The sequence below is a fragment of the Streptomyces silaceus genome (assembly GCF_001419745.1).
Taxonomy (GTDB): Bacteria; Actinomycetota; Actinomycetes; order Streptomycetales; family Streptomycetaceae; genus Streptomyces; species Streptomyces silaceus.
In genome coordinates this window covers 1-5,367 of record NZ_LIRJ01000431.1, presented here as the reverse complement: position 1 = coordinate 5,367, position 5,367 = coordinate 1, and the positions used below count along the sequence as shown (strand labels likewise).

The following is a 5,367-nucleotide window of genomic DNA, read 5'->3' as shown; positions in this document are numbered from 1 at the left end:
GTTACGCGAACTGGCCACTCGGTACGGGGTGAGTGTTTCGACGGTTCGCAACTACTTGGTGCGCTGGGGCATCGCACGGCGGCCCACCGGCACCCGTGTGCCACGGGATGGATAGCGCGGAGGCGGGGCGCGGGGTATCAGCGGGGCGGGCTTTCAAGAGAAGCGGACCGTATACGCAGACCGCATCACCGGAGCGGCCGGAGGCGACGAGCGGCGGCGTCGGCTGGGTCACCACGCCGCACTCTCGCCGCCCGTGCGCAGTAGCGCGCGGGTCGACTCGAAGTCCTCTTCGGACACCAACTTGCCCGTCACCAGCAGGTAGTCGCCCACGGGCGTGTGCAGCACCGCGTGGTTTCGCCGTTCCGGCGCGTGCCGGTCGTGGCCAAGTCGGTGCGGGCCCGGCGGCGCAGAAGCATGCCGTGCGCCGGCTGTCCGCACCGGACGACGCCGCGAATCCCGACCGGAGCGGCGGTGGCCGACAGGTTCTCCCAGCGGTCGAGTTCACGCCGGGCGCACTCCGCCGGAACCTCGGCCGGCACCGCCTACCTCGCGGTCGGCAGGCAGCTGCCTCATGCCCAGTGCGATCGAGTGCCTGGCCGTGGTGTCGTCGACGACCTGGGAACGCGCCGTCGGCACACTGGAGTTCCGCGCCGCGCCACCCGGCCGCTCTTCAGCTTTGGGTGGTAGCGACCTTCAACGCCCTGCGCTACGCTGCCCCTTGCTCATTCGAGAGTCACGGAGCACTGGCGACGTGTCCGATGGGGGACAGTGTTCCGACTCGACAAGCAGTGAGCACCATGAGTCTCTAATCGTCGCAGAGCCTCAGCAGGCCATCGCAAGCGGTGGTCGAGCTGAGGCTGCCCGCCGACTGGTCGACCACCTTCGTGAAGGGATCGACTGGTGAGGCTGACTTTTCCCGTCCAGGTGCTTCTCACGCTCTTGTCGTTCATGTCGTCGCTGCTGGTAGCGGTGGTGGCGGGGGTACTTTCGCATGAGGCTGGGGCTCCGCCAGCCGGTGCAGTGTTGTACGGCGGCGGCGCGTTCATCAGCTGGATGACGCTCTGCGTCTGCGTGCTGACGGCTCTCGGCCTGCTCGGGCATCACCATCCTCGCGAGTGAGGGTCGCCCGACAACCAGGAGTGCAGCCAGGGTTCCTGAGCCCGGGCCGCGGGCCGAGGTCCGCGATTGCCTCGTTGACGGGCGGTCGCCTTTGTAGGTTGATGGGATGTCTGACCAGAGCGCGATAGAGCTGGTGGGCGGGGCGTGGGCCCGGCTGGCCGGATGGCTGGCCGAGTACGCGCCCTCCTCATACGCTTCCCTGCTGCCCCCGGCGAGCGACGAGGCGATCAGTGCTGGGGAAGCCCGTCTGGTGCATGCGCTCGCCTTCGGGTTCCCGCCTGAGCTGAAAGCCCTGTGGCAGGTGTGCGGCGGTGTCGAGAAGGTCGATGTGCCGGGTGATGAGGACGGCGAGCTGTGGGCGGGCAAGTTTCTGCCCGGGGGAAACCTCCTGGCGCCCGAGCCCGCGCTGTGGCAGCGCTTGCGGGTCGGCCCGGGCGAGGCCGACCCGTGGGAAGGTGCCGAGTTCGTGTCGTTCCTCGATGCCGAGGAGCCCAGCGGCGCCGGGAAGTTCGGCATGGAGGTTGCGCACTCGGCAGATCCCACCTTGCAGGGCGTGGGGGACTGGTCGGCGATGACCGGAACGGATCTCTCCCCCGAATGGCTGTCCATCTCGGCCTACCTGGAGGCGGCCTGCGAACTGCTGGAGACCGGCGGCGGGCCGCTGCTGGAAGCGCTGGGGGAGCGCCGGCCGGTGCTGGCGCTGGGATGTCTGGCGTGGATCGACCCCGAAGACGGCCGGGAAGTTTCCTGGCAGCTCATCCGCCCGTAAGGCGAGCCGGTGCGAGCCTTCTCGGGGCCCGCACCGGCGGTCAGACAGTGCCTGTTACTTCATGGTCATGGTGCACCGGAGGGGCAGCCCATCGAGCCCGAGCTTTCGGGTGACGGCGGTGCCTGTGGTGTGGCTAGGCGGCCGGCTTACGGATGCTCGGCGATGGCTGGGCCCGCCCGGTCAGTCGATGCCTTCGATGATGCGGAAGTCGCGCTCGACGCCGTCGGGTAGGGCCACCAGCGCCTTCTGGTATGCCTCGCTCTCGTATGCCGCGACGGCCTGTTCAAAGCTGTCGAACTCGATCAGAACGACCCGTTGCGTGATTCCGGCCTCGTGGGCGACGACTCGACCGCCACGGGACGGGAGGCGGGACAGGACGCGCCCGCCCCCAGACTGGACAGCCAGGCCTGCCAGCTTGTCGTAGGCAGTCAGCCTCTCAGGGTCGGAAATGGCGGGGTAGACACTGACCCAGTAGCCCTTAGCCATGGAGACCTCCTGTGTTCGGCCGGACACGTCCGACGTCGAATTGACACTCAGATCGATCGATCCCGACGACGGATACTGCGGTCAGTTGGATCGTCATATGCGCAGGTTAGGGCTTGATATGCGGGCGAGGGAAAGACCGGTACGGGATAGAGTCAGAACGGATCGTTATCAATCGGCAGGGGGGGCACGTGGCGCCGGATACGGTGAGCCTGCGGTACTTCCTGGTGCTGGCGCAGGAGTTGAACTTCACCCGCGCGGCCGCACGGATCGGTATCGCCCAGCCCGCACTCAGCGCCCGGATGCGCCGATTGGAGGCGGAACTCGGTACGGCCCTGCTGGTCCGCAGCACGCGTAGCGTCGTATTGACCACGGCCGGTGTGGCTTTGGCGGAGTCCGCACCGCCCGCGCTGGCGGCGCTGGACCGGGCATGGGACACCGCCCGGAGCGCGGCGGCCGGTGAACTGGGCACGCTGCGCATCGGATACAGCCTCAGCACCGGGGCCGAGACGGCACCGGCCCTGGTGGACAGGCTGATGCGCGGCAACAGCGGACTCGAGGTCGGCGCGGTCCCGATGGCGACACCGGAGATCACTCCCGCGGTCGCCGACGGCCGCATCGATGCCGGGATCACCCGCGGTGAACAGCCGGGCCGTGGCGTGCGCCGGGTCCTCCTGCGGCGTGCGCGCATCGGGGTCCAGCTGGCGCAGCACCATCCGCTGGCCGAACACCCGGAGATCGAGATCGCCGACGCGGCCGCGTATCCGCTGCGACTCCCGGACCGTGCGGCCAACCCCGTGATCCACGATCAGCTGTCCGCACTGTTCCGAGACACCCGACCACACCCCCGATTCCACACGCCCGCAGTCTCTTTCGACATGTCTCAGCGCGACCTGCGCGACGGGGTCACCCTCGCCCCGGCCGGAGAAGCCGCGGCCACGGCACAACCGGCCGGTCTCACCTGGCGACCGCTGCGAGGCGCGCCCAGCCTGACGATCCACCTGGTCCTCCCACGCGAGCAGTCGCCGCTGCACCGCCGCATCCGTGCCGTCGCCAAAACCCTGGCGCACGAGCTGCACTGGCTGCCGGACTGACGCGCAAGAGGTCAAGTGAGACGGACGCGCAAGAGGTCAAGCGAGACGGACGCCGTTGGTGGCGAGGCCGAAGACCTTGCACCCGGCGGACGTCACGGTGATGGCGCCGCATCACCAACGCCTGGACGGCGAAGGACAACTGCGCGGCCAAGCCTGCCGCCGACGGCGAGGGCGGCAAATCCCCCAAGGTCGGCGGGCCGGACGCGTACTGGCACACCTTCACCTACGACGCCATCGGCAACCGCCGGACGGAGACCCAGCACAAGATCAACGGCGACCCGCTGGCCACCCACGACGTCAAGCGCACCTACTCCTACGGAGAGAAGGGCGCGCAAGCACGCGCACTGACCTCCGTCACCAACGAGTCGGCGGGCAAGAGCGCCACGGACACCTACGCCTACGACGCGGCGGGCAACACCACCAGCCGCGCCGCGGGCGGCCGCGAGCAGAGCCTGTCCTGGGACGCGGAGGGCCACCTGGCCAAGGTGGTCGAGGCGGGCAAGGCCACGGAGTACCTCTACGGCGCCGACGGCGACCGCATTCTCGCCAAGACGCCCAACGCCACCACCCTCTACCTGCCAGGCGGCAACGAACTCACCCTGAACAAGGACGGCACCAAGTCCAGCGCCCGCTACTACACCGCAGGTGACGAGACGGTCGCGGTGAAGACCGGCGGCCAGGTCAGCGTTCTGCTCTCCGACCACCTCGGCACGGCCACCACCGCAGTCCTCCTGGGCACAGGCCAGGCCGTCACCCGCCGCAAGATGCACATCTTCGGCGGACAGCGCACCGCCCAGTCCGTCAACTGGCCGGGCGACAAGGGCTTCGTGGGCGGCACCACGGACAACACAGGTCTCACCCACCTCGGCGCCCGCGAGTACGACCCCACACTCGGCCGCTTCATCTCCGTCGACCCGGTCATGGACACGGCCGACCCGCAGCAGATGCACGGCTACACGTACGGGAACAACAACCCGGTCGTCCACTCCGACCCCGACGGCAAGTTCTTCAGCGTCGGAAAGTGGATCAAGAAGACCATCAACAAGATCGTCAAGACGGCCCGCAAGGCCATCCGCACACTGAACCGGTGGTACCGCAGGGCAACTCCGACCCAGCGCGCCCAGTTCCAAATCGCGAACTCAAGCCAGGCGGTCGCCAGGAAGTACACGAAGCCCTTCGCGGCCTACGACTCACCCAAGGCCCAGAAGGCAAGGGCCGACGCCAGGGCCCGGGAGACGCAGAAGCGCCAGGACGCCGAACGGCGCCGCAAGGACAGCCTCTGGAGCAACATCAAGAAGGGCGAATTCGGCGAAGCCTGGAACAAGACCGGCGGCAAGGCTGTCAGTCACGTCAAGGAGCACTGGCGCGGCTACGCACAGGGCGGCGCGTTCGTTACGTGCGTGATGGCCAGCGCCGGCTGGTGCGCGGTCGCAGGCGGGGTCCTGATCGCGGCGGACAATGGCGCTGACGCCTACAACGACAAGCTCAGCTACACCAAGCTCGCCACCCAGACCGTCTGGCTCGGTCTCGGCGGCACAGCCGGCCGATCCCTGGCAGGCAGCTGGAGGGGCAGCGCGTTCACCGGGGGGCCTTCTGGGCCCCGGGCTCCCCTGTGGCGCGGCAACACCCGGCCCCCCGCTCCTAAGGGCGGCATCGACTGGGGGCAGACTGGGCGCAATATGAGTACAAATGCAGGAATGGGCTGGGCTGGCTGCGGTGCCGGTGGGTTCAGTGGTGGTCAGGGACTCTGCGGATGATCAACACGTGGAAGGCGATTACGCGTCGCACGGGAAAGCCGATGGCGGTCGCCCGCAGGAAGAGTGGCCCCATTGGGGGCATCGTCGTGATCCTGGCCGTCGGGGTGTTCGGCACCTGGTGCATCGCTGCGGGGTGGGAGGGGAA

General features: G+C 68.5%; 5 protein-coding genes. 4 read left to right on the top strand and 1 reads right to left on the bottom strand.

The window, feature by feature from the left end; translation table 11 throughout:
- Positions 1-900 precede the first annotated feature (900 nt).
- Both AOK22_RS32600 and AOK22_RS32595 read left to right on the top strand, forming a co-directional pair.
- On the top strand, positions 901-1,119 hold the full coding sequence (locus AOK22_RS32600; protein WP_055702322.1) for a hypothetical protein: 219 nt from the start codon (positions 901-903) through the stop codon (positions 1,117-1,119).
- A gap of 106 nt (positions 1,120-1,225) precedes the next feature.
- Positions 1,226-1,888, top strand: coding sequence for an SMI1/KNR4 family protein (locus tag AOK22_RS32595; protein WP_055702321.1), 663 nt, complete (start codon positions 1,226-1,228; stop codon positions 1,886-1,888).
- 180 nt (positions 1,889-2,068) lie between these two features.
- On the opposite strand, the gene AOK22_RS32590 is transcribed toward AOK22_RS32595, so the two are convergent.
- Positions 2,069-2,374, bottom strand: coding sequence for a DUF1330 domain-containing protein (locus tag AOK22_RS32590; RefSeq protein WP_055702320.1), 306 nt, complete (start codon positions 2,372-2,374; stop codon positions 2,069-2,071).
- A 188-nt stretch (positions 2,375-2,562) separates the two neighbouring features.
- Here AOK22_RS32590 and AOK22_RS32585 point away from each other — a divergent pair, with 188 nt between their 5' ends.
- Complete coding sequence (locus AOK22_RS32585) at positions 2,563-3,465, top strand: LysR family transcriptional regulator (protein WP_055702319.1); 903 nt, start codon at positions 2,563-2,565, stop codon at positions 3,463-3,465.
- Positions 3,466-3,575: 110 nt separating this feature from the next.
- Entirely contained in the window at positions 3,576-5,222 is a 1,647-nt protein-coding gene (locus tag AOK22_RS32580; RefSeq protein WP_482255563.1) for an RHS repeat domain-containing protein, read from the top strand.
- The last annotated feature ends 145 nt before the right edge of the window (positions 5,223-5,367 follow it).

Excerpts from the sequence above, each read along its gene's own strand:
- AOK22_RS32595 (WP_055702321.1), top strand. The coding sequence starts at position 1,226 with ATGTCTGACCAGAGCGCGATAGAGCTGGTGGGCGGGGCGTGGGCCCGG.
- AOK22_RS32590 (WP_055702320.1), bottom strand. The coding sequence starts at position 2,374 with ATGGCTAAGGGCTACTGGGTCAGTGTCTACCCCGCCATTTCCGACCCT.